Origin of the sequence: Rhodococcus sp. NPDC056743 (assembly GCF_042790355.1) — a bacterium.
GTDB lineage: Bacteria > Actinomycetota > Actinomycetes > Mycobacteriales > Mycobacteriaceae > Rhodococcus_F.
This window is the reverse complement of the sequence record NZ_JBHTZI010000006.1, coordinates 185587-207424: the sequence shown is the minus strand read 5'-3', so window position 1 is coordinate 207424 and position 21838 is coordinate 185587. Positions and strand designations below refer to the sequence as shown.

Genomic DNA, 21838 nt, shown 5'->3' with positions numbered 1-21838 from the left:
GTGTCGGCAGAGGGTGGAAAGAAAGCAATCCTGGCCGCATTGGGAGCCAATGCCGGAATTGCCGTAGCCAAATTTGCGGGATTCTTGATCACGGGGTCGTCGTCGATGCTTGCCGAGTCGGTGCACTCGGTGGCCGACACCTCCAATCAGGGACTGCTTCTACTCGGACAGAAGAAGGCAGAGAAGGAAGCCGACCAGCTGCACCCGTTCGGATACGGGCGCAATCGCTACTTCTACTCGTTCGTGGTTGCTCTGGTGCTCTTCACCCTGGGTTCGCTGTTCGCGATCTACGAGGGCATTCACAAAATTCAACATCCGGAGGAACTCAACTCGCCCTTAGTGGCCATTGCCATCCTGGTCATCGCCATGTGCTTGGAAGGGTTCAGCTTCTTCACCGCGATGAAGGAATCGCGTCCGCTCAAGGGAAACGCGTCGTGGTGGTCGTTCATCCGTACGTCGCGCAGTCCTGAACTTCCGGTTGTCCTCCTCGAGGACACCGGCGCACTGATCGGACTGGTGCTGGCATTGGGCGGCGTCGGCCTGACGATGGTGACCGGCAATCCGGTGTTCGACGGCATCGGCACCCTGTGCATCGGCGTGCTGCTCGGCATCATCGCGGTCGTCCTGATCGTCGAAATGCAGTCCCTGTTGATCGGGGAAGGCGCGACCAGCGCCGAAAACGATCTGATCCTGGCCGCGTTGGTCGACGGAACCCGCATCGAACGAGTCATCCATTGCAAGACTCAGTACCTCGGTCCCGAGGAGATTCTGGTTGCGGCCAAGGTAGCCGTGCCGTTCGGTTCGACCATCTCGGATGTCGCGACTGCAATCGACGAGGCGGAAGCGCGTGTACGGGCCGCTGTTCCGGCGGCACGCGTGATCTACCTCGAACCTGATCTGGACAAACTGGTCACTCGCAAACCCTGAACAAAGCCTCGCGCACAGGCTTAGGCTGATGCCATCTCTAAGGAGGCGGCAGTGGCGATCAAGGACGAGGCCGGATCCGGTCGTTCCAAGTTGTTCCGTACCAAATCGATAGAGCAGTCCATCAAGGACACCGACGAACCGGAGACGAAGCTCCGAAAAGATCTGAACTCCTGGGATCTCACCGTGTTCGGTGTTGCGGTGGTCATCGGCGCAGGGATCTTCACACTCACGGCTCGGACGGCAGGCAATGTCGCCGGGCCGTCTGTGTCCCTGGCCTTTGTCATTGCCGCGATCGCGTGCGGCCTGGCGGCGCTCTGTTATGCCGAATTCGCGTCGACGGTTCCAGTCGCCGGAAGCGCATACACGTTCTCGTACGCGACGTTCGGCGAGTTCGTCGCCTGGATCATCGGCTGGGACCTCATCCTCGAATTCGCGTTGGCGTCATCCGTGGTGGCAAAAGGGTGGTCGCTGTATCTCGGTGAGGTGATGGGCTCGCGGAGTCCGATCGTAGAACTCGGGCCGATCACTTTCGACTGGGGCGCCGTGCTGATCATCGCGGTCATCACGGTGTTGCTGGTGACCGGAACCAAGCTGTCCTCACGAGTGTCGCTGGTGATCACGTCGATCAAGGTGGCCGTGGTGCTGCTCGTGATCATCGTCGGCATGTTCTACATCGACACCGACAACTACACGCCGTACATTCCGCCGTCTCAGCCAGGTAGCACCGGCGAGGGCATCCATCAGTCGTTGTTCTCCTACGTCACCGGCGCCGGCGGCAGCACGTTCGGGTGGTACGGACTCCTGGCGGCAGCGAGCCTGGTGTTCTTCGCGTTCATCGGATTCGACGTCGTCGCGACCACCGCGGAGGAAACGAAGGAACCGCAGAAGGCCCTGCCGCGTGGAATTCTCGGTTCACTCCTCATCGTCACCGTGCTGTACGTGGCGGTGACGCTGGTGCTCACGGGGATGGTGAATTACCGCGAACTCGAAGGCGACACGTCCAATCTGGCAACGGCATTCGCGTTCCACGACATCACGTGGGCAAAGAACGTGATCTCGTTCGGTGCCCTCGCCGGACTCACGACCGTAGTCATGGTGTTGATGCTGGGGCAGACCCGTGTGCTTTTTGCGATGGCCCGCGACGGTTTGATGCCGCGCCGGTTGGCGCCGACCGGAAAGCATGGGACTCCGGTCCGGATCACCGTGCTTGTCGGTGTGGTGGTTGCCGTCCTGGCCGGTGTTTTTCCGATCGGCACGCTCGAGGAAATGGTGAACATCGGAACGTTGTTCGCGTTTGTCCTCGTCTCGATCGGAGTTATTGTTCTGCGCCGGACGCGTCCGGACCTGCCTCGCGGATTCCGAGTTCCGTGGGTTCCGGTTGTCCCGATTCTTGCGGTGCTGGCGTGCGTGTGGCTCATGTTCAATCTGTCGGTGGAGACCTGGTTGCGGTTTGTGGTCTGGATGGCGATCGGCGTGGTCATCTACTTCGCGTACAGCCGTCGGCATTCGTTGATCGGAAAGCGCGAGCGCGGCGAAATCGAGTGAGTGTACAAATTTCAGGATTTGTATAGTTTTTTTACAACATAGCCAGTATTGTCTACTTCAGAGTGAAGTGACTCACAGTCGTGGGTCGTTCCGGATGGAGGAGGCACGCAGTGTCGACACACGTGGGCGCACAATCCGATCAGATATCGGGGGAGTGGCGGGACAAGAAACGGCATCTCTGGCTGCTCGGCCTGGTTCCCCCGATCGCGATTTTCATAGCAGTGGGAATGGTGGCTCTGTTCAACAACATCGGTCTGGACGCGGTCTCGCCGGTGTGGTGGTGGATCGGGCCGCTGCTGGTGTACGTGCTGCTGCCGATCCTCGATATCTTCTTCGGGCCGGACGGTGAGAACCCGCCCGAGGACGTCATGGAAAGACTCGAGAACGACAAGTACTACCGCTATTGCACGTACATCTACATTCCGTTCCAGTTGGTCAGCCTTGTCATGGCCTGCTACCTGTGGTCGGCGACGGACCTGTCGTGGCTCGGTATCGACGGCGGACTCGGACTGGTATCGAAGATCGGTGTGGCGATCACCGTCGGATGCGTTGCGGGCATCGGAATAAACACAGCGCACGAACTCGGCCACAAGAAAGACGATCTCGAACGGTGGCTGTCCAAGATCACCCTGGCGCAGTCCTTCTACGGTCACTTCTACATCGAGCACAACCGCGGTCATCACGTCCGGGTGGCTACTCCGGAAGATCCCGCATCTTCGCGATTCGGTGAGAGCTTCTGGGCTTTCCTGCCGCGTAGCGTCTGGGGATCCCTGCGATCGTCGTGGGAACTCGAAAAGTCGCGACTGGATCGATTGGGCAAGAAGCCGTGGACAATTCGCAACGACGTCCTACATTCGTGGTTGATGTCGGTCGTGCTGTTCGCTGTGCTCACCGCCGTGTTCGGGCTGTCGATTCTGCCGTTCCTGTTCCTGCAGGCAGTCTTCGGCTTCTGCCTGCTCGAGACGGTCAACTATCTCGAGCATTACGGGCTGAAGCGGACGAAGTTGGCCAGCGGCCGATACGAGCGTGCCGCTCCGGAACACAGCTGGAACAGTGATCACATCTGCACCAACATCTTCCTGTATCACCTGCAGCGTCACAGTGATCATCACGCCAACCCCACGCGCCGCTATCAGACGCTCCGGAGTATGGATGGCGCACCCAATCTTCCGAGCGGATATGCCAGCATGATCATGCTGGCATACGTACCGCCCCTGTGGCGAAAAGTAATGGATCCCAAGGTTATTGCCCACTATGACGGTGACATCACCCGGGTCAACATCTCGCCGGGCAAGCGCGAGAAGATCCTCGCGCGGTACGGAGCGAGCGCATGAGTGCCTACAAATGCCCTGTATGTGAGTACGTCTACGACGAGGTGAAGGGCGCTCCGCGAGAAGGGTTTCCGGCAGGAACACCGTGGGAGGCAGTCCACGACGACTGGTGCTGTCCGGACTGCGGCGTTCGAGAAAAATTGGACTTCGAAGCTGTTTCGGCAACGACAGGGGAGTGAATCATGAACGACTACAAGCTGTATCAGTGCGCGCAGTGCGGATTCGAGTACGACGAGGCGCAAGGCTGGCCCGATGACGGCATAGAGCCAGGCACTCGCTGGGACGATATTCCGGATGACTGGAGTTGCCCGGATTGCGGCGCGGCGAAAAGTGACTTCTTCATGGTGGAGATCGAACGGACCTGAGTGGGTCGGCGGGTGCGGCGGTAGGCTCGTCACCATGATGTCGACGCCCACCCGCCTGTCGCAGAAAGAGGCGTCCCGCCTGCCGCAGAAAGAGGCGTCGCGTTTGCTGCTGCGCGGGGCGGTGCTCGATTCGATGCGTGAATTGCTGACCGAGCGCGACTGGTCCGAGGTGAGTCTGACCGTTCTGGCCAAGCATGCGGGTGTCAGCCGGCAGACGCTCTACAACGAGTTCGGTTCCCGGCAAGGCCTGGCGCAGGCGTACGCGCTGCGGCTGGCGGACGGGTTTGTCGACGCCGTGGACGACGCCGTTGCGGCAAACGAGGGACGCAGTGTCGATGCCCTGATGTCAGGGTTCGGGGCGTTTTTTGCCTCGAGTGCGATGGACCCGTTGGTGCGTTCACTCCTGACAGGGGAGGCGAAGCCCGATTTGTTGCGTTTGATCACAACGGACAGTGCAGTGATCATCGACCGGGCATCGACCCGGTTGTCGGAGAGCTTTCAGCGTGGGTGGATTCAGGCGTCGGCCCAGGATGCGGGCATCCTGGCCAGGGCAATTGCCAGGCTGGGGCTCAGTTACATCTCGATGCCGCCCGAGTCGGGGGCGTCGGTTGCGGAGGATCTGGGTGCGTTGCTCGGACCGTTCATCGATGTTGCCCGAGGTGCGCGCGACACGGTGTGAGGTTCACCGTGATCACGGTGATGTCCTACTGCGTGGGCCGAGCGGATAGCCTGGAGTGGAGTATGCACGTCAACCAGGAGAGGGACGATGACGACCTCAGTTTCAACAACGCCCGTCGCCGACAACCGTAACGGTGTCGACTACAAAGTTGCAGATCTTTCGCTCGCGGAATTCGGTCGCAAGGAAATCCGACTCGCAGAGCACGAGATGCCGGGCCTCATGGCACTTCGCCGTGAATACGCAGAGGTCTTGCCGCTCAAGGGCGCTCGCGTTTCCGGTTCGCTCCACATGACCATTCAGACTGCGGTCCTGATCGAGACGCTGACCGCGCTCGGCGCCGAGGTTCGTTGGGCTTCGTGCAACATCTTCTCCACCCAGGATCATGCTGCCGCGGCTATCGTCGTCGGCCCCCACGGCACCCCGGAAGAGCCCAAGGGCGTTCCGGTGTTCGCGTGGAAGGGTGAGACCCTCGAGGAGTACTGGTGGGCAGCCGAGCAGATGCTGACCTGGCCGGGCGAGCCTGCCAACATGATCCTCGACGACGGTGGCGACGCCACCATGCTCGTCCTCAAGGGCGCGCAGTTCGAGAAGGCCGGCGTTGTCCCGCCGACGGATGACGACCAGGATTCCGACGAGTACAAGGTCTTCCTCGCCCTGCTGCGTCAGTCCCTCGAGGCCGACAAGGGCAAGTGGACGGCAATCGCCGAGTCCGTCCAGGGCGTCACCGAAGAGACCACCACTGGCGTTCTGCGTCTGTACCAGGTTGCCGCTGCCGGTGAACTCACGTTCCCCGCGATCAACGTCAACGACTCGGTCACCAAGAGCAAGTTCGACAACAAGTACGGCACGCGCCACTCGTTGCTCGACGGCATCAACCGTGGCACCGACGTCCTGATCGGCGGCAAGGCTGCACTCGTCTGTGGTTACGGCGACGTCGGCAAGGGCTGCGCCGAGGCGCTTCGTGGCCAGGGCGCTCGCGTCGCGGTCACAGAGGTCGACCCCATCAACGCCCTTCAGGCGCTCATGGACGGCTTCGAGGTCAAGACCGTCGAGCAGGCCATCGGCTGGGCCGACATCGTGATCACGTCCACCGGTAACAAGGACATCATCACGTTCGAGCACATGAAGGCCATGAAGCACCAGGCCATCCTGGGCAACATCGGTCACTTCGACAACGAGATCGACATGGCCGGCCTCGAGAAGTCGGGCGACGTCACGCGGATCAACATCAAGCCGCAGGTCGACGAGTTCACGTTTGCCGACGGCCACTCGATCATCGTTCTGTCCGAGGGTCGTCTGCTCAACCTCGGTAACGCGACAGGTCACCCGTCGTTCGTGATGAGCAACAGCTTCTCCAACCAGGTCATCGCGCAGATCGAACTGTGGACCAAGCCGGAGGAGTACGACAACGAGGTTTACCGTCTCCCGAAGCACCTCGACGAGAAGGTCGCGAAGATCCACGTCGAGGCACTCGGTGGCACGCTGACCAAGCTCACCAAGGAGCAGGCGGAGTACATCGGCGTCGACGTCGAAGGCCCGTACAAGCCCGAGCACTACCGCTACTGAGCTGTTTCGGTTCGGTCTTCACCAGCTCTCACCGTCCCCCGGTCCGCGTCTGCGGGCTGGGGGATAGGCATGTGAGGCTGCGGGATAGGCTAGTCAGCCGTGGGAATACTCGTGGCGTTGGAAGGGCTCGATGGAGCCGGCAAGCGGACGTTGATCGGCAAGGTCGTCGGCGAACTCGAGCGGAGCGGTACCTCGATCGCCACACTCGATTTTCCCCGCTACGGTCAATCGATCCATGCGGATCTTGCTGCCGAAGCGCTCAAGGGAGCGCACGGCGACCTCGCTGCTTCGGTGAACGCGATGGCAGTGCTGTTCGCTCTCGATCGGGCTGGTGCTTCATCGCAGATCTCGGAATTGTTGAGCGCCAACGACATTGTCCTACTCGATCGGTACGTCGCGTCCAACGCCGCGTACAACGCAGCGCGCCTGCATCAGGGCGTCGACGGCGAGATGGTGGAGTGGGTTCGCGATCTCGAACTGGGTCGTCTCGGCCTCCCGGTACCTGATCTCCAGATGTACCTCGACGTACCGATCGAGTTGGCGAACGAGCGTGCTCGCAGTCGCGAGGTGGAAGATTCGACGCGTGAGCGTGATGCTTACGAGCGCGACGGAGACCTGCAGATCCGAACCGGCGAACTGTACTCGCAACTGGCGGCAACCGAGTGGGTGTCACCGTGGTGGGTCATTGGTCCCGATACGGACCCGTCGGATCTTGCCCGCAAACTGGCCGACTTCGCGTGATGCGTCACGATGACGACCCGATTCGGAAGTTTCCGGCACAGTAGAGGGAACACGCGGCACGCCGCACAGTCACGTAACGGTCTTAATTACGACTCGAAGATGCAACGATAGGGATATGAAACCAAGGATTCTGGTTGTCGACGACGACACGGCACTCGCCGAGATGCTCACGATCGTACTGCGGGGTGAGGGTTTTGATCCCTACGTGGTAGGCGACGGAACTCTTGCACTTGCGGCAGTGCGCGAGACTCGGCCCGACCTGGTCCTGCTCGATCTGATGCTGCCCGGCATGAACGGCATCGACGTATGTCGGGTTCTGCGTGCGGATTCCGGCGTTCCCATCGTGATGTTGACTGCAAAGACCGACACCGTGGACGTTGTCCTCGGCCTCGAGTCCGGCGCGGACGACTACATCATGAAGCCGTTCAAGCCCAAGGAACTGGTCGCCCGGGTTCGCGCTCGACTGCGTCGTACCGAGGAAGAACCGGCAGAACTGCTGAGTATTGCCGACATCGTGATCGACGTGCCGGCGCACAAGGTCAGCCGCGGCGGCGAGCAGATTTCGCTCACCCCTCTCGAATTCGATCTCCTCGTTGCCCTTGCGCGCAAGCCCCGACAGGTGTTCACCCGTGAGGTGCTCTTGGAACAGGTGTGGGGTTACCGCCACGCCGCTGACACCCGCCTGGTCAACGTCCACGTCCAGCGTCTGCGCGCCAAGGTCGAAACCGATCCCGAGAATCCCGAAGTGGTTTTGACGGTGAGGGGTGTCGGCTACAAGGCCGGACCGCCGTGACCGGTGGCGTTTCTCGTTGGCGTCGCCGCTCCAATCGGTGGCTGACGCCTTTTCTGCGGTGGTGCCACTCACTGAGCAACACCCTCGCCCACACCTGGCGACGATCGCTGCAACTGCGGGTTGTCGTCTCGACGCTGTCGTTGTCGTTGATCGTGATCGTGATTCTCGGTGTTGTGCTCACGAGCCAGATCACCGACCGACTGCTCGAAGCGAAAATCACCGCCGCCACGGAGGAGATGGATCGCGCCCGAGGCGTCGTCGAAGATCAGCTGGCCGGAGTCGACGGCAGTGCTGCGCTCAAAGACCAACTCGAGAGTGCGGCGTCAAGCTTGACGAGCCGCAATCAATCGGGCGGTCAAGCATCGGGTTCTGCGGGCACTTTCGATCCCGCGCTGATCGTCGAGCAAGACGGGCCCCGGGACCCCGTGTATGCCGGACCGGCCGACCAGATCCCCGAAAACTTGCGTGAGTTCGTTCACAACGGCCAGATCGCCTACCAGTTCGCGACGGTCTCGGATCCGGAAGGCTACTCCGGTCCTGCCTTGATCATCGGCAGTCCCACAGCGTCGTCGATCTCGGGCCTCGAGTTGTATCTCGTGTTCCCGCTCGCCAGCGAGGATCGCAGCCTGTCGCTGGTCCGCAGCACCCTGTTGATCGGTGGCGCTGTCCTGCTGGTTCTGTTGGCCGCGATTTCGCTGCTCGTCGCGCGCCAGGTAGTGCTGCCGATCCGATCTGCGTCGAGGATCGCCGTGCGCTTCGCCGACGGCCGGCTCAAGGAACGCATGCCGGTTCGCGGCGAGGACGACATGGCCCGTCTCGCAATGTCTTTCAACGAAATGGCCGAGAGCCTCTCGAAGCAGATCACCCAGCTCGAGGAGTTCGGCAATCTGCAGAAACGCTTCACGTCCGATGTCAGCCACGAACTGCGCACCCCGCTCACTACGGTGCGAATGGCCGCGGACCTCATCCACGACGGCAGCGAGAGCCTCGATCCGATACTCCGACGCTCGTCTGAACTGCTTGTCGCCGAACTCGACCGGTTCGAAGGTCTGCTGGCCGATCTGCTCGAGATTTCCCGGCACGACGCCGGCGTTGCGGAACTGGCGTCCGAACAACTCGACGTCAGGATGTGTGCGCGGGCCGCGGTGTCCACCGTTCGCCACCTCGCCCGTGAATCCGGTACCGAGTTGATAGTCGACATGCCCGACGACCCGGTCATCGCCGACGTCGATCCGCGCCGAGTCGAACGGGTCCTGCGGAACCTCCTCGCCAACGCCATCGATCACGGGGAAGGTAAACCCATCCTGCTGCGCCTGCGAGCCGACGACGACGCTCTGGCCTTCATCGTTCGCGACAGCGGAGTCGGACTTCGTCCCGGCGAGGAGAAACTTGTGTTCAACCGCTTCTGGCGATCCGATCCGTCGCGGGTCCGGCGCAGCGGCGGCACGGGTCTTGGCTTGGCGATCAGCGTCGAGGATGCCAATCTGCACGACGGCAAACTCGAAGCCTGGGGTGAGCCCGGTGTCGGCGCGTGCTTCCGTCTGACGTTGCCGCGGGTGCGCGGCAAGAAGCTGGTATCGAGCCCGCTTCCGCTGAAGCCGACGACGGCCAAGTTCGTACGGACCCCCTCGAATGCGGACCTCGTCGCCGAAGAGGTCGGGGACGTCACGTCGTCGATTCCGACGCCGCACGACACCGAATCGCGAAGCGGCTCGCAAGGAGGTGAGCGTTCGTGATGCAACGATATCGCCGTGGTCTGTTGGCGCTGGGGCTGAGTGCGGTGCTCCTGACCGGCGCGTGTGCGAGTCTGCCGGCATCGTCGTCGCCGCAGGCGATCGGGACACTTGCCACTGCGGCACCGGGAACTCCCGTCTCGCCGCCGGCTTCGGGCCGTGAGCCCGATTTGTTGTTGCGGGACTTCGTGAAAGCGAACACCGAACCCGCGAACCGGCACCTGGCGGCCCGGCAGTACCTGACCCCTGAGATGTCCGCGAAATGGGACGACGCGGCGACCGCGATCATCGTCGACAAGGTCGACACACTGTCCGAATCGCGAACCGATCAGGAAGCGGTCTACACGATTCGAGTGAACAAGGTCGGGCGGCTCGAGCCCGGGGGAATTTACGTTCCCGAAGACGGCAGTTACGAAGCCAAGATGACGCTGACTCTGGTCGAGGGTGAGTGGCGCATCAGCGATCTTCCTTCGGGTGTGATCATGGAGCGTGCGGCGTTCCTCGGTGCGTACCAACGGAAATCGTTGTTCTTCCCGGATCCGAGCGGTCAGACCATGGTTCCGGATCTGCGGTGGATATCGGGTTCCCAGGACCAGGTGACCGCGCAGTTGGTCGGCCTGTTGATCGAGGGGCCCAAGGAGGCGCTCGCGTCGGCCGTCCGCAACGAACTGGGCACGGGTGTCTCGGTGATCGGGCCCATCACGAAGGCCGACGGTCGATCCGGTCAGGTAGGTGTCGGTCTCGGCGGCGTCCGCATCGATTTCCGGATCGATCAGTCGATGGACCCCGAAACGCGCGGATTGTTTGCCGCGCAGATCATCTGGACATTGGCCAGCGCGGACGTCGCGGGTCCCTACGTACTGCTGGTGGACGGGGCGCCCCTCGATGCTGCACATCCGGAAGGCTGGACAACTGCCGACGTCGCGTCCACGAATCCGTTGGCGACGACAGGGGCGACAGTCGGATTGCACGCCCTTCGTGACGGTTCACTGGTCAGTGTCGGTGAACAGGGCGTGACTCCGGTACCCGGATTTGCCGGCACTGCCGGCAACCTTGCATCGGTTGCGCTCTCCCGTGACGGCAAGGCCGTAGCCGCAGTGGCGGATACCGCCAATCCTGATCCCGCAAAACGATTTTCGTTGTCGCTGGGTACCTATGCCGAAGGTGCGGTCCCGGTACTCGACGCGCCGGTGATCACCAGGCCGACGTGGGAAATCGACAACAACACGATCTGGGCGGCGGTCAACGGCAACACCGTGGTGCGCGCGGTTCGGGAGCCAACCAGCGGCCGGGTATCGGTCATGAACGTGGACGTGGGCGCACTGATCCCCATGGGATCGAACATCACCGAACTGCGCCTGTCTCGTGACGGAGTTCGAGCGGCGATGATCATCGACGGCAAGGTGTATCTGGCGATCGTGGTCCGCCTGCCCAGCGGGGTCTTCGCATTGACCAATCCACGCGCTGTGGCTCCGGGATTGGGGAGCACAGCGCTCTCACTCGACTGGAGTAACAGCGACACCATCGTGATCGCACGTAACAACTCCGATGTCCCGGTTGTGCAGGTCGCGATCGACGGCTCTCGAATGGACTCGTTGCCCCGGGGCAATCTCACGGCGCCCGTGGTGTCCGTCGACGCGTCGCCGACCACCGAGTACGTCGCTGATGCTCGAGCGGTTTTCCAGTTGAACAACAACGATCCCGCGGGCGACAGGTTGTGGCGTGAGGTGCCTGGGTTGACGGGACAGAAGGCGATTCCGATACTACCAGGCTGAGGATTCCGGCGGTGCACGAGGGTTGCTGTCGGTGGGCGCCTGCACACTGACGGGCATGGGGGTCGGTGGATTTCGGAAATGGAGCGGTATCGGGGGAGCAGCGCTCGATCTGGTGTTGCCGCGTGAGTGCGGGGGATGCGGGCGGATCGGCGTGCAATGGTGTGAGGAGTGCGCCGCCACGCTTGGCGACCATCCGATCCGCCTCACGCCTCGAGTCGATCCCGGCGCGCCGGCCTGGGCGCTCGGTCCATACAGTGGCCCGAGACGGCGCAGTGTGATCGAGATCAAGGAGCGCGGGCGACGCGACCTCGCTGAGCCGCTGGGAGACGCTGTGGCCGAAGCGCTGACGCTTCTGGCGCGGTGGGGCGAGCTCCACCATCCGACGCGTCGGCCTTTGGTCCTGATCCCGGCCCCGTCCCGTGCGCGCGCCGCCCGTTCTCGCGGCGGTGATCCGGTCCGCCGCATTGCTCGTGCGGCTCGCGAGGTTCTGCCGCAGCACTGTGTCGAGGTTCATTCGGCATTGTCCATGACGCGTGGCGTCCGCGATTCCGTCGGCTTGTCCGCCGCGGCTCGGGCCAGCAATGTGGCCGAGAAGATCGCAGTGACACGCGCGGGGGTCGGATTGGTGAACCGTGACGTCGACGTAGTGCTACTCGACGACGTTCTGACGACGGGAGCGACTGCGGCAGAATCGATTCGGGCGCTCGAGAGGATCGCAATCCGGACAAATCTCGTACTCGTGATCGCGGGCGTGTGAATGAATTTCCGGCTAACAGTGGCACTCGCGCGGATTACGTACTAGCGTCGGCGGCACACCCGAAAACAGGTGGGAGGTGGTACTTCAATCCTGATGCCGGGCGGATCCCCTCTCGGTACTTGAAGAACTTGCCGCCGCTCAATCACTGAGCGGGGCCGTAATTGGGAGGTACGAGTGACGACCCCTTCGCAAGCCTCGTTTTTCATCGAGGACGCCACCACCGAGCGTTCCGCGCAATCCGCTGTTCCGAGGTCCGACATCGTCGTCAAGGGACGCAATGTCGAGATACCCGATCACTTCCGAGTTTATGTTTCGGACAAGCTGGCGCGATTGGAACACTTCGACCCCTCCATATTCCACTTCGATGTGGAACTTCAGCACGAACGCAATCGACGTCAGTCCAAGAACTGCCAGCGGGTCGAGATCACTGCCCGCGGCAAAGGGCCGGTAGCGCGAGCAGAAGCCGCAGCAGACAGCTTCTACGCTGCATTCGAATCGGTGATCGACAAACTCGAGAGCCGACTCCGTCGAACCAAGGACCGCAAGAAGGTCCATTACGGTGACAAGCGACCGCTGTCCGTCGCCGAGGCAACCGCCTCGCTCGTCGACGCAGACTCACTCGGTGCCGCGCCCGACATTTCGCTGAACGGTCAAGAGCCGGACGAGTACGACGGCCCGGGACGCGTGGTCCGCACGAAGGATCACCCAGCCGAGCCCATGACGATCGACGACGCTCTCTACGAGATGGAACTGGTCGGTCACGACTTCTTCCTGTTCCATGACAAGGAGTCCGACAAGCCGTCCGTCGTCTACCGTCGACACGCATTCGACTACGGGTTGATCCGCCTGACGTGACCGATCTGTAGGTGGGTTGCCTCGCAACCTCGAGTTAGCGCCTACCATGGAATCCGGCCGGAGTTTTCGGACCCCGGCCGGATTTTTAGTGTGTCACCCATTTGTTGCCGAAGATTGAGGACGAACAAGACTGTGCCGTCGCTGTCGCTATCGAAGCTGCTCCGTGTTGGTGAAGGTCGCATGGTCAAGCGCCTCAAGCACATTGCTGAGCATGTCGAATCACTGTCGCCCGAGGTAGAAGGCCTGACAGACGATCAACTCAAGGCCAAGACCGACGAGTTCCGCGAGCGTTACGCCGCTGGTGAGACGCTCGACGAACTGCTGCCCGAGGCGTTTTCCGTCGCGCGTGAAGCGTCGTGGCGAGTCATCGACCAGAAGCACTTCCACGTGCAGATCATGGGTGGTGCGGCACTGCACTTCGGCAACGTCGCGGAGATGAAGACCGGTGAGGGCAAAACCCTGACCTGTGTGTTGCCTGCCTATCTCAATGCCATCGCAGGTGACGGTGTTCACGTCGTCACAGTCAACGACTACCTGGCCAGGCGTGACTCCGAGTGGATGGGCCGTGTTCACCGTTCGCTCGGTCTCGAGACCAGTGTGATCCTCTCCGGTATGACGCCGGCCGAGCGCCGGGTCGCGTATGCGGCCGACATCACGTACGGCACCAACAACGAGTTCGGGTTCGACTACCTGCGTGACAACATGACGCACTCCCTGGACGATCTGGTCCAGCGTGGACATGCGTTTGCCATCGTGGACGAGGTCGACTCCATCCTGATCGACGAGGCCCGCACGCCGCTGATCATCTCGGGTCCGGCCGACGGCTCCAGCAAGTGGTACAGCGAGTTCGCGCGGATCGCGCCGCTCCTGAAGAAGGACGTCCACTACGAAGTGGACATCCGTAAGCGCACCATCGGTGTTCACGAGGCCGGTGTCGAACTCGTCGAGGATCAACTCGGAATCGACAACCTGTACGAGGCCGCGAACTCGCCGCTGGTGAGCTACTTGAACAACGCCATCAAGGCCAAAGAGCTCTACACCAAGGACAAGGACTACATCGTCCGCGACGGTGAGGTCATCATCGTCGACGAGTTCACCGGCCGTGTTCTGGTCGGACGTCGATACAACGAGGGCATGCACCAGGCCATCGAGGCCAAGGAAAAGGTCGAGATCAAGGCTGAGAACCAGACCCTCGCCACGATCACCCTGCAGAACTACTTCCGTCTGTACGACAAGCTGTCGGGCATGACGGGTACCGCCGAGACCGAGGCCGCCGAGCTGCACCAGACCTACACCCTTGGCGTCATCCCGATCCCGACCAACCGCCCCATGATCCGCGTCGACAGCGGCGACCTCATCTACAAGACCGAGGAAGCCAAGTTCGACGCCGTAGTCGACGACGTCGTCGAGCGGCACGAGAACGGTCAGCCGGTTCTGATCGGTACCACCAGCGTCGAACGCTCGGAGTACCTGTCCAAGCAGTTCACCAAGCGCGGCGTGGCGCACAACGTCCTCAACGCCAAGTTCCACGAGAAGGAAGCAACCATCATCGCCGAGGCCGGTCGCTCCGGTGCGGTGACGGTCGCCACGAACATGGCCGGCCGCGGTACCGACGTCGTGCTGGGCGGTAACCCGGACATCATCGCCGACATCGCACTGCGCAAGAACGGACTCGACCCGGTCACGACGCCGGACGAATACGAAGCCGCGTGGGACGACGTCCTGAGTCGGGTGAAGGAAGACGTCAAGGCTGACGCCGACAAGGTTCGCGCAGCCGGCGGCCTGTACGTGCTGGGCACCGAACGCCATGAATCGCGTCGTATCGACAACCAGCTTCGCGGCCGTTCCGGTCGTCAGGGCGACCCGGGAGAATCGCGGTTCTACCTCTCCCTCGGTGACGAGCTCATGCGCCGATTCAACGGTTCCGCGCTCGAATCGATCATGACGCGCCTCAACCTGCCTGACGACGTTCCGATCGAGGCCAAGATGGTCTCGAAGGCTATCAAGAGCGCGCAGACCCAGGTCGAGCAGCAGAACTTCGAGATTCGCAAGAACGTCCTCAAGTACGACGAGGTCATGAATCAGCAGCGCACCGTGATCTACAAGGAACGCCGCCAGATCCTCGAAGGTGAGGACATGGAGGGCCAGGTCGAACAGATGATCACCGACGTGGTCACCGCGTACGTCGACGGCGCGACCGCTGAGGGATATGTCGAGGACTGGGATCTCGAGCAACTGTGGACGGCACTCAAGACCCTCTACCCGGTGGGTATCGACTACAAGGCACTCGTGGGCGAAGACGGTGGCATCGCCGGCGACCTCACGCGGGACGAACTGCGCACCGCCCTGCTCGACGACGCGCACGCAGCGTACAAGAAGCGCGAAGCCGAGATCGACGCGATTGCCGGCGAGAACGGAATGCGCGAACTCGAGCGCCGGGTATTCCTGTCCGTGCTCGACCGCAAGTGGCGTGAACACCTCTACGAGATGGACTACCTCAAGGAAGGTATCGGCCTGCGCGCCATGGCGCAGCGCGACCCGTTGGTCGAGTACCAGCGCGAGGGCTACGACATGTTCATCGGGATGCTCGACGGCTTGAAGGAGGAGTCCGTCGGATTCCTCTTCAACCTTCAGGTCGAAGCTGCTCCCGCGCAACCTACTTCGGGTATTTCGGTGACGGCAGGTTCCGCTGCTGCGGCGTCCGCGACCGCACCGAAGCCCTTGCCGACACAGCAAGCTGCTGCTGGTACCACCGGCGCGTCGGCGCCATCGGCATTGCGCGCCAAGGGACTTGACGACGGCGGCCCGTCCAGGCTGACGTACACCGGCCCGGACGAGGACGGGAAGGCGAAGGCCACTCGCGATCCAGCCGTCGACGCGGGGGAGACCGCGTCGCGTCGAGAGCGTCGTGAAGCGGCCCGCACGCAGGCAAAGGGCAACCGCGCACCGAAGTCCAAGCGGAAGCGCTGATTCTCGGGCGCTGACTTTCCCACCGACAAAGGCTGGATGCTCACACCACGTGTAGTGCGGTGACCATCCAGCCTTTGTTGTCAGTGTTCTCGATCTTGGCGGCAATCGCGAAGGTTTGGCTGCCCCGGGTGTAGGTGGCGCAGACTTCTGCAGCGTGGGGCGAAGCGGTGCTCACATGAGTCTTGTGAGTCCGGGCAGCGCCAAGTCCGCGCAGTGGATCGTGTGAAAGTGCAAGGCGCTGAACGAGTTCCATCACCGTCGGGGACAGTACCCTTTTGAGGTGTGCGGGATTTCGCTTGCGGTCGAGGACTTCGAGGACGAGCCGCAGCGACGTGTTCCAGAAGACATCAGCGCCGGGTGCGACCGGTTCGGCCGCGGGCCTGTCTTGTACTGCCCTGTGTCCCGATGCTGCACCGTGTCCTGATGTTCCGCTGTGTGCTGTTTTGCGCGCGCTGCCCAGCACTCGTTCGGTTCGGGCCGGTAGTCGCCTGATCATCAGGGAATCGGCCGGCGGTTCGCTCTGCGGCGCCGGTCGGAGAAATCGTTGTGGTGTGCAGTGCGCGTCGACGTGTTGGTCGATGGTCATGATGTATCCCCCCGGATATTTTTCGATGCGGATAGCTTTCAACGCGGATATCTTTATCGCTCCCCCGAACGATGGTGAGAAGTATGACACGAACACCCACAGATGTCGCAGAGATCACGGCCGCACCTTAATGTAAATCTCGTGCGGGGACTTCTGTTGGATGTGGGTGGCGTGCTGTTCGGTCCGGGGTCTGACCTGGACGGTCTCAGTGCGGTGGTTCGGCGGGCTCGCAGCGCGGGCATCGCGACGGGAATCGTGAGTAACGATCCCGGCGGATCGGACGCGCAGTGGCTTCGTGATCTCGGCGACGGGGTGTTGGTGGACGACGTCGTGCTCTCCGGTGACGTCGGGATGGCCAAGCCGGAAGCTGAGATCTACCTTCTGGCCGCAACACGGTTGGGTCTGCGTCCGCAGGACTGTGTGTTCGTGGACGACCTCGAGATAAATGTTCGAGGCGCCGTCGCCGTCGGCATGGTCGGTGTCCATCACTACGACCCGGCCGACACGATCGAGGAGTTGTCGATACTGCTCGACGTGGACGGTGCGGCTGGTTTGGATGATGCAGCTGGTTTGGATGATGCAGCTGGTTTGGATGATCTACCGGCGGGTGATCAATCATGGTGAACAGATTGACGATTCAGGACGCGGCCTTCTACTTTCTCGAAGCCGGCAGCACTCCGATGCATGTCGGTTCGCTGGGAATTTTCCGGCAGCCGGGAACCGGGATCGACCACAACGAATTGCTGCGACTCGTGGAGGAGCGGCTCGCTCTGGTGCCGCGGTATCGACAAAAAGTCAGGGAAGTTGTTCTGGGTTTGGCACGTCCGGTGTGGGTCGACGATCGAGATTTCGACATCACGTACCACGTCCGCCGGTCAGCGCTACCGAAACCGGGGTCGGCCGAGCAGTTGAACGATCTGATCGCGCGCCTCATTTCCCGGCCCCTGGACAACACTCGGCCGCTGTGGGAGATGTACCTCGTGGAGGGTTTGGCCGATGACAGGTTTGCAATCTTCACAAAATCGCATTCTGCATTGGTCGACGGAGATACCGCTCTCGAGATCAGTCAGGTCTTGTTCGATCCGCAGGAGAAGCGCCTGCCCGGCGCGGAAGAGTTGTGGATGCCTGCCCCGCCGCCGAGTGATCTGAATCTGCTCATCGGTGCGCTCGCTGATCTCGTCACGAGTCCGGGTGAGGGTGTCGCCCGGGCGAGGGCCGCCTTGGGCGACGTGACGACGTCGATGACGGAGGCGGTCAGTGCTGTCGGCAAGGTTGCCGCTGTGGTGCGTACGGCCGCGCAGGTCGCCCCTAACAGCCCGCTCAATGCGCCGATCTCGCGGAGCCGACGACTGTCCGTCGCAAAGACTCCACTGAACGACTACCGGCGGATTCGGGCGAAGTACGGGTGCGAGATCAACGACGTGATCCTCACGGTGGTCACCGGCGCCTTGCGGAACTGGCTGTTGTCGCGGGGAGAGCCGGTCACCGAGGCGAGTGTTGTCCGAGCGATGGTGCCGATGTCGGTGTACATCGACGGTCCGGACAGCCCGGACGTCGAAGACCCGCAGGCGCCCGGTCATGTGTCGTCGTTCCTGATCGACCTGCCGGTAGGGGAGCCCAATGCCGTCGTCCGGTTGTCCCACGTCGCGCACGCCACGGAAGCATTTGCGCGTCAGGGCCGTCGGGTGACCGCTCAGACGATGGTGAAGATGTCGGGGTTCGCGCCGGCCACTCTCCATGCGATGAGTGCGCGCGCGGCCAGCAGTCTCTCGCAGCGCATGTTCAATCTCATGATCACCAACGCGCCGGGTCCGCAGTTTCCGCTCTACATCGGTGGTGCGCGGATGGAGGAGATGTATCCGGTCTCGCCGTTGCTGAAGAATCAGACACTCAGTATTGCCTTGACGTCGTATGACGGGAATGTCTACTACGGTTTGAATGCCGACCGTGACGCGATGTCGGACGTCGACGTGGTGCGTTCGTTGCTCTTCGAGTCTCTCGAGGAGTTGACCGACGCCAGTCGGTAAGTGTTTCTCGCGCGTCGTGACAGTCAAACCGAAGGTGGTCTCATGAGGGTGTTCGTACCGGCAACTGTGGAAATTCTGCAGCGTTTGGTTGCCGATCAGGAGTTCGACGCGATGAGTCGGACTGCGTTTGCCGTCACTCCGGCATTACGTGAGGCCTATGCAGCCGGGGACGACGACGAGTTGGCGGAAGTCGCGATGAGTGAGGCGGCGCGCGCGTCGTTGCGTTTGATCGCCGGCGCCGACGGACCGGTGACCTTCCGCCGCGCGGTGGTTGCGGCAGATGTCGACGACGCGAAGTTGCGTCCGGATCTCGACGATGCGGTGGTCCGCTTGGCCGGTCCGGTAACGATGGCGCAGGTCGCGTCCGTTCATGTTGATCTGGCTCAGGCCGAACCGGATATCGAGCGGGCGGCGGGGATTGTCGATGCTGCAGATCTCGGCGATACGGACGCGGAGTTCACCCTCGGTGACGCGGAAGATCACGAGTTGGCGTGGTACGCGGCGCAAGAGTTGCCGTTCCTGCTCGACCTGCTCTGATACCGGACACCCGCTGTCCTTACTATGAAGTAACCTACGGTACCGTAACCTGATAACCTACGATAGCGTAGGCACAGGCATTGCGCGTGAGTATCGCAGGTGAGAGGTGGAGGTCTGATGGGTCTGAAGGACTGGATCGAGGCACCGGCAGCGTCGGTAGTTCCGGCAGCGCGGTCGAAGCTCAATTTGCTGCGCGGTGCCGCAGCGCGATTGACCACACCTCTATTGCCTGACGACTACCTTCATCTGGCAAACCCGTTGTGGTCGGCGCGCGAACTGCGTGGCCGGATCGTCGAAGTTCGGCCGGAGACGCAGGACTCCGCGACGATCGTGATCAAGCCGGGTTGGGGGTTCGACTTCAATTACCAGCCGGGGCAGTACATCGGCATCGGCCTGCACATCGACGGGCGATGGCATTGGCGGTCGTACTCGTTGACGTCGCCGCCCAACTGGGAGAACAAGAAGATCTCCATCGCGGTGAAGGCGATGCCCGAGGGCTTCCTCTCGAGTCACCTGGTGAGCGGTGCCGTTCCGTCCGGAACGATCGTCCGGCTGGCCACGCCGGCCGGTAACTTCGCGTTGCCCGACCCGCCGCCGGAGAAGATCCTGTTCATCACGGCAGGCAGCGGAATCACGCCGGTCATGGGCATGTTGCGCACGATGAATCGTCGAGGACAGTTGCCCGACGTCATGCACGTACACTCCGCTCCCACGGAATCCGATGTCATGTTCGCGGACGAGCTGACGGCACTGCACGGCGAGCACGAGGATTTTGTCAGCCACATTCAGCTCACCCGTCGGGACGGAAAGTTCAAGCTCAGTTCGCTTGATCAGGTGTGCCCGGACTGGCGTGAGCGCCACACCTGGGCGTGTGGACCCCTGCCGTTGCTCGACGAGATCGACGACGTGTGGAAGGCCGAGGGGATCGAAGACCGCCTGCACATGGAGCGGTTCGCGGTGTCGAGGATCGATGCATCCGCAGACGGTGGCACCGTCACGTTCGAGAAGTCGGGAAAGACCGTCACGGTGGACGGCGCGACAACCCTTCTCGAAGCTGGGGAGCAATCTGGCGCCCTGATGCCTTTCGGTTGCCGAATGGGCATTTGCCAGACCTGTGTCGTACCTCTCGTTTCCGGTCATGCGATCGACCTACGCTCGGGAAAGCAGCATGTCGAGGGTGAACGCATCCAGACATGCATTTCCGCTGCGGCGGGCGACTGTACGCTGGACGCATAGCTTCTAGGCACACGGAGGACAACGGTGGCCATCACCGACATCAAAGAGTTTTCGCACCTCACCGCAGCTGATGTCGAAGCGCTCGGGCGTGAACTGGACCAGATTCGACTTGATGTCGAAGACTCTCGTGGAATCCGGGACGCCCGTTATATTCGTCGGGTCATTCGCGTTCAGCGCGCCTTGGAACTCGGCGGCCGTATCGCACTGTTCGGTAGCAAGTACCGGCCCGCCTGGTTGGCGGGTACGGCGCTGCTGAGCATCTCGAAGATCATCGAGAACATGGAACTCGGGCACAACGTGATGCACGGGCAGTGGGACTGGATGAACGATCCGGAGATTCATTCCTGCTCGTGGGAATGGGATCAGACGGGTCCGTCCGAGCACTGGAAACGTGCTCACAACTACCAGCATCACACGTACACCAATGTTGTCGGGATGGACGAGGATCTGGGTTTCGGGATCCTGCGGATGACGCGGGACGAGGCGTGGAAGCCGATCAACCTGCTGCAGCCGATTGCCAATGTCATTCTGGCGGCAACGTTCGAGTGGGGCATCGCTCTCCATGACCTGACCGCGGCCGCCAAGTTGGAGGGTGCCGTAAAGGGTCAGCTGAATTCTCAGGCCAACAAGGATTTTGCACGCAAGATCGTCCGGCAGGTCGGCAAGGATTTTGTGGTCTTCCCCTTGCTGACCGGGCCTGCCTGGAAGTCGACGCTGACGGCCAATGCCACCGCGAATCTTGTTCGCAACCTGTGGGCGTACGTTGTCATCTTCTGCGGCCATTTTCCCGATGGTGCAGAAAAGTTCACCGTCGCCGAGTTCGAGCAGGAAACCCGTCACGAGTGGTACCTGCGTCAGATGCTCGGCAGTGCCAACTTCAATTCCGGCAAGCTCATGGGGTTCATGAGCGGCAACCTGAGTTACCAGATCGAGCATCACGTGTTCCCGGATCTGCCGAGCAATCGCTATCCGGAGATCGCTGTGAAGATGCGGGCCTTGTGCGAGAAGTTCGATCTTCCGTACACGACAGGTTCGTTGTTCAAGCAGTATGTGCTTGCTCTTCGCACCATTCACAAACTGGCCTTGCCGGACAAGTGGTTGATCGCGACCTCGGACAATGCGCCGGAAACGTCCTCGGAACTGCGGTTCCGGGAGCCGGGAATCAAAGGTGCTGCACTGGCGATGGTCGACGATCTGCGGACCGATCCGGTGACCGGCAAGCGAATGGGTCTGCTGACTGCTTTGAAGTCGCAAGCGCGTTCCCGCCTGCCGAAGCGCAAGAAGTGATATAGATTACATCGAGCAAAAGCTAACCTACGGTGCCGTAACTTACGCTAGAGTAGGTCGTGTTGAATCCGTTCGGCATGAACGTTCGGCATGAACTTTTCGACAAGAACTCACCGTAGGAGGCCCGC

20 protein-coding genes are annotated in these 21838 nt (G+C 61.8%); 19 read left to right on the top strand and 1 reads right to left on the bottom strand.

The genetic code is table 11. The features are described from left to right. The 14 genes from ACFRFQ_RS15420 to secA all read left to right on the top strand — a co-directional run bounded on the left by ACFRFQ_RS15420 (position 1) and on the right by secA (position 16037). On the top strand, positions 1-927 hold the full coding sequence (locus ACFRFQ_RS15420; RefSeq protein WP_378659053.1) for a cation diffusion facilitator family transporter: 927 nt from the start codon (positions 1-3) through the stop codon (positions 925-927). 51 nt (positions 928-978) lie between these two features. Further along, complete coding sequence (locus ACFRFQ_RS15415) at positions 979-2472, top strand: amino acid permease (RefSeq protein WP_378659051.1); 1494 nt, start codon at positions 979-981, stop codon at positions 2470-2472. 110 nt (positions 2473-2582) lie between these two features. Further along, positions 2583-3806, top strand: a complete 1224-nt coding sequence (locus ACFRFQ_RS15410; protein ID WP_378659048.1) for an alkane 1-monooxygenase — start codon at positions 2583-2585, stop codon at positions 3804-3806. Continuing rightward, a complete protein-coding gene (locus ACFRFQ_RS15405) occupies positions 3803-3982 on the top strand; it encodes a rubredoxin (protein ID WP_378659045.1) in 180 nt (59 codons plus the stop codon). The genes ACFRFQ_RS15410 and ACFRFQ_RS15405 overlap by 4 nt, the downstream gene beginning before the upstream one ends. Before the next feature lie 3 nt (positions 3983-3985). Beyond that, on the top strand, positions 3986-4168 hold the full coding sequence (locus ACFRFQ_RS15400; protein ID WP_378659043.1) for a rubredoxin: 183 nt from the start codon (positions 3986-3988) through the stop codon (positions 4166-4168). A gap of 34 nt (positions 4169-4202) precedes the next feature. Beyond that, on the top strand, positions 4203-4847 hold the full coding sequence (locus tag ACFRFQ_RS15395; protein ID WP_378659041.1) for a TetR family transcriptional regulator: 645 nt from the start codon (positions 4203-4205) through the stop codon (positions 4845-4847). A gap of 87 nt (positions 4848-4934) precedes the next feature. Next, a complete protein-coding gene (gene ahcY, locus ACFRFQ_RS15390; RefSeq protein ID WP_378659038.1) occupies positions 4935-6413 on the top strand; it encodes an adenosylhomocysteinase in 1479 nt (492 codons plus the stop codon). 99 nt (positions 6414-6512) lie between these two features. Further along, on the top strand, positions 6513-7154 hold the full coding sequence (locus ACFRFQ_RS15385) for a dTMP kinase (RefSeq protein WP_378659035.1): 642 nt from the start codon (positions 6513-6515) through the stop codon (positions 7152-7154). Between the two features lie 115 nt (positions 7155-7269). Continuing rightward, the gene (mtrA, locus tag ACFRFQ_RS15380) at positions 7270-7947 is read left to right on the top strand and encodes an MtrAB system response regulator MtrA (protein WP_033231194.1); all 678 of its coding nucleotides are present in this window, start codon (positions 7270-7272) and stop codon (positions 7945-7947) included. Continuing rightward, positions 7944-9683 carry an MtrAB system histidine kinase MtrB gene (gene mtrB, locus ACFRFQ_RS15375; protein ID WP_378659031.1) on the top strand — a complete coding sequence of 580 codons (1740 nt, stop codon included), beginning with the start codon at positions 7944-7946 and terminating at the stop codon, positions 9681-9683. Before mtrA ends, mtrB begins: the two co-directional genes overlap by 4 nt. Next, positions 9683-11455 (top strand): MtrAB system accessory lipoprotein LpqB, encoded by a 1773-nt coding sequence (gene lpqB / locus ACFRFQ_RS15370; protein WP_378659646.1) that lies wholly within the window; start codon positions 9683-9685, stop codon positions 11453-11455. Before mtrB ends, lpqB begins: the two co-directional genes overlap by 1 nt. Before the next feature lie 55 nt (positions 11456-11510). After that, positions 11511-12212: a ComF family protein gene (locus ACFRFQ_RS15365; protein WP_378659028.1), complete on the top strand. Its 702-nt coding sequence runs from the start codon at positions 11511-11513 to the stop codon at positions 12210-12212. 174 nt (positions 12213-12386) lie between these two features. Continuing rightward, entirely contained in the window at positions 12387-13067 is a 681-nt protein-coding gene (gene hpf, locus ACFRFQ_RS15360; RefSeq protein ID WP_378659025.1) for a ribosome hibernation-promoting factor, HPF/YfiA family, read from the top strand. 132 nt (positions 13068-13199) lie between these two features. Continuing rightward, positions 13200-16037, top strand: a complete 2838-nt coding sequence (secA, locus tag ACFRFQ_RS15355; RefSeq protein WP_378659022.1) for a preprotein translocase subunit SecA — start codon at positions 13200-13202, stop codon at positions 16035-16037. 40 nt (positions 16038-16077) lie between these two features. Here the strand turns inward: secA and ACFRFQ_RS15350 are convergent, their stop codons facing one another. Beyond that, on the bottom strand, positions 16078-16623 hold the full coding sequence (locus ACFRFQ_RS15350; RefSeq protein WP_378659018.1) for an Rv3235 family protein: 546 nt from the start codon (positions 16621-16623) through the stop codon (positions 16078-16080). A 141-nt stretch (positions 16624-16764) separates the two neighbouring features. Here ACFRFQ_RS15350 and ACFRFQ_RS15345 point away from each other — a divergent pair, with 141 nt between their 5' ends. From ACFRFQ_RS15345 to ACFRFQ_RS15325, 5 genes are all read left to right on the top strand, one after another. Further along, positions 16765-17247: an HAD-IA family hydrolase gene (locus tag ACFRFQ_RS15345; RefSeq protein WP_378659015.1), complete on the top strand. Its 483-nt coding sequence runs from the start codon at positions 16765-16767 to the stop codon at positions 17245-17247. After that, entirely contained in the window at positions 17241-18650 is a 1410-nt protein-coding gene (locus tag ACFRFQ_RS15340; RefSeq protein ID WP_378659012.1) for a wax ester/triacylglycerol synthase family O-acyltransferase, read from the top strand. Before ACFRFQ_RS15345 ends, ACFRFQ_RS15340 begins: the two co-directional genes overlap by 7 nt. Before the next feature lie 42 nt (positions 18651-18692). Next, complete coding sequence (locus tag ACFRFQ_RS15335; protein ID WP_378659009.1) at positions 18693-19187, top strand: DUF6912 family protein; 495 nt, start codon at positions 18693-18695, stop codon at positions 19185-19187. A gap of 117 nt (positions 19188-19304) precedes the next feature. Further along, positions 19305-20423 (top strand): ferredoxin reductase, encoded by a 1119-nt coding sequence (locus tag ACFRFQ_RS15330; RefSeq protein WP_138869342.1) that lies wholly within the window; start codon positions 19305-19307, stop codon positions 20421-20423. A 24-nt stretch (positions 20424-20447) separates the two neighbouring features. Further along, positions 20448-21710 carry a fatty acid desaturase family protein gene (locus ACFRFQ_RS15325; RefSeq protein WP_378659005.1) on the top strand — a complete coding sequence of 421 codons (1263 nt, stop codon included), beginning with the start codon at positions 20448-20450 and terminating at the stop codon, positions 21708-21710. Positions 21711-21838: the final 128 nt, after the last annotated feature.

Coding starts and splice junctions, on each gene's coding strand:
- ACFRFQ_RS15405 (WP_378659045.1), top strand. CDS start 3,803: ATGAGTGCCTACAAATGCCCTGTATGTGAGTACGTCTACGACGAGGTG.
- ACFRFQ_RS15400 (WP_378659043.1), top strand. CDS start 3,986: ATGAACGACTACAAGCTGTATCAGTGCGCGCAGTGCGGATTCGAGTAC.
- ACFRFQ_RS15395 (WP_378659041.1), top strand. CDS start 4,203: ATGATGTCGACGCCCACCCGCCTGTCGCAGAAAGAGGCGTCCCGCCTG.
- ahcY (WP_378659038.1), top strand. CDS start 4,935: ATGACGACCTCAGTTTCAACAACGCCCGTCGCCGACAACCGTAACGGT.
- mtrA (WP_033231194.1), top strand. CDS start 7,270: ATGAAACCAAGGATTCTGGTTGTCGACGACGACACGGCACTCGCCGAG.
- lpqB (WP_378659646.1), top strand. CDS start 9,683: ATGCAACGATATCGCCGTGGTCTGTTGGCGCTGGGGCTGAGTGCGGTG.
- ACFRFQ_RS15365 (WP_378659028.1), top strand. CDS start 11,511: ATGGGGGTCGGTGGATTTCGGAAATGGAGCGGTATCGGGGGAGCAGCG.
- ACFRFQ_RS15350 (WP_378659018.1), bottom strand. CDS start 16,623: ATGACCATCGACCAACACGTCGACGCGCACTGCACACCACAACGATTT.
- ACFRFQ_RS15340 (WP_378659012.1), top strand. CDS start 17,241: ATGGTGAACAGATTGACGATTCAGGACGCGGCCTTCTACTTTCTCGAA.
- ACFRFQ_RS15335 (WP_378659009.1), top strand. CDS start 18,693: ATGAGGGTGTTCGTACCGGCAACTGTGGAAATTCTGCAGCGTTTGGTT.
- ACFRFQ_RS15330 (WP_138869342.1), top strand. CDS start 19,305: ATGGGTCTGAAGGACTGGATCGAGGCACCGGCAGCGTCGGTAGTTCCG.